General features: G+C 64.8%; 2 protein-coding genes and 1 pseudogene. All 3 read right to left on the reverse strand.

The window, feature by feature from the left end:
* Positions 1-33: 33 nt before the first annotated feature.
* On the reverse strand, positions 34-1,197 hold the full coding sequence (locus J1M87_RS28180) for an NAD(P)/FAD-dependent oxidoreductase (RefSeq protein ID WP_206492939.1): 1,164 nt from the start codon (positions 1,195-1,197) through the stop codon (positions 34-36).
* Positions 1,194-1,556 (reverse strand): bifunctional 3-phenylpropionate/cinnamic acid dioxygenase ferredoxin subunit, encoded by a 363-nt coding sequence (locus J1M87_RS28185; protein ID WP_206492940.1) that lies wholly within the window; start codon positions 1,554-1,556, stop codon positions 1,194-1,196. The genes J1M87_RS28180 and J1M87_RS28185 overlap by 4 nt, the downstream gene beginning before the upstream one ends.
* Before the next feature lie 375 nt (positions 1,557-1,931).
* Positions 1,932-2,077, reverse strand: a pseudogene (locus tag J1M87_RS28190) (S-(hydroxymethyl)mycothiol dehydrogenase); the annotation flags it as partial.

Genomic DNA, 2,077 nt, shown 5'->3' on the forward strand with positions numbered 1-2,077 from the left:
TACGACGGGTGGGTCTGTGGTCTGGGCTGGGTGTCAGACCGCTAGTGCAGGAGCCGAGAGCTGTCGGCGCCAGCGGGTGAACAAACGAACTTGATTGACACCGAGTACGCCGACAGGAAGTCCTGCCGATCGGTACACGGCGAGGAAGCTCCCGAGCTCGGGTGAACCCTCTTCTATGGTGCATTCACTGTCCGGTCCTGCGATGCCGGCGAACTGAATGCGCGACCCGTACTGATCGGACCAGAAGTACGGAGGCTTGACGTGTTGGCCGCCGTAACTGCCCGAAAGCAGTGTGGCCACGGCGACGGTGGGACGTTCGGACGCCCCTGCCCAATGCTCCACTCGCCGATGAGTGCCGTTGGAATCGAGCCAGGCCGCGCAGTCGCCGACGGCCACGACTCCTGGTACTGCAGTCGCGCCGCCGCCGTCGCACAGAATTCCGTTGCCGAGCGCGAGGCCACTGGAGCCGAGCCAGTCGATGTTCGGAATTCCGCCGATGCCGACGACGACGACATCGGCGTCGAGAAGCCGTCCGTCTGCGAGCCGAACACCGCTCACCCGGTCGGTACCAGTGAGACCGTCGACGGCGATGCCGCAGATCAACGTGGTGCCGTTGTCGCGGTGCAGATTGCCCACCGCGCTACCCAATCGCGCGCCCAGCGGGCCGGCGAGTGGTGACGGGGCCGCTTCGACAACCGTGACCTCGAGGCCCAGTTTCCTTGCAGTGGAAGCCACTTCGGCTCCGATGAAGCCGGCCCCTATGACGACCAGACGTGCGCCGGGGACGAGCTCGGCGCGGAGCCTGTCGGCGTCGTCGATCGTGCGAAGGACGTGCACACCGGACAGGTGGTCGGTGTCGGGGAGCGATCGTGCCCGCGAGCCGGTGGCGAGGATGACGCCGTCGGAGGTCAGTTCGGCACCGTCGTCGAGGGTGACGGTTCTCCTGGACGGGGACAGGTCCGTGGCTGTACGGCCGAGAACCCAGGTGACGTCCAGATCCTCGTCCTCGGGCTCGAGTGCGAGAGTGGCCATGTCCACGTCGCCTGCGAGGTATTCCTTCGACAGTGGCGGACGGTCGTAGGGCCGGTGACGCTCGGCACCGACGATGGTGACCGCGCCGTCGAACCCGGCTGCCCGCAGAGCGCGAGCCGAGCACAGTCCCGCCAGGGATGCCCCGACGATGGTCACGCTCTTCACGAATGCCCCTCGGCGGCCAGGCGGCTGCGAACGTCGGGCGGAAGATTGGGGGTCGCAGTGCTCAGCTCGATGTAGATCATGCCCTCGTCCACGACGACGGTGTGCGTACGGACCGGCAATTTGGCGGGAGGCGCGTCGACGGCTCCGGTGCGCAGGTCGAACGTGGATGCGTGCAGCGGGCACTCGACCGCGCACCCTTCCAGCCATCCGTCCGAAAGCGACGCGTCCTGATGCGTACAGGTGTCGTCGATCGCGAACAGCTCACCGTCCTCGGTGTGGAACAGCGCGACCGGAGGGCTGGTTTCGACTCGTAGAGCTTCGCCGCCGGGAAGGTCGGCCAAGGGGCACACCTTGAGCATACGGATCCTTTCTGTATCGCTATGCGAAACGCGTCTTACTTTCCGCAACAACAGTGTGGGCACGCCACAGGAGTGTGTCAATAGGTGACGGCACTTTTCATCGTCGCGAAACACTACGTAACCCGAATCGGACAAACCACGTGTTGTACCAGGTAGGCGGGTGGTTCGGGCGCGGCACGGCCGGTGCTCGATGAGCTGTTCCAGCTCGGCCCGGCGGCGCACCGATGGCGAAGTGCATCAGGTGCGCCGCGACGCAATCGTTACCCGCGAGTAGCTCGGAGTGAACTTTGATATATCAGCAATGGAATGTGTCGTTCACTCAAATGGTGTTCTCGACGTCCCAGGTGCCGCCGTTCTGTACTCGAACCGCCCCGCTCATACGATCACCACCGAACGCAGCACGGTGCCCTGATGCATCTTCTCGAACGCTGCCTCGACGTCCCCGAGACCGATCCGTTCGGTGACGAACTTCTCGAGCGGCAACCGGCCCTGCTCGTACAGATCGACCAGCATCGGGAAGT

Origin of the sequence: Rhodococcus sp. KRD162 (assembly GCF_017168335.1) — a bacterium.
Taxonomy (GTDB): domain Bacteria; phylum Actinomycetota; class Actinomycetes; order Mycobacteriales; family Mycobacteriaceae; genus Rhodococcoides.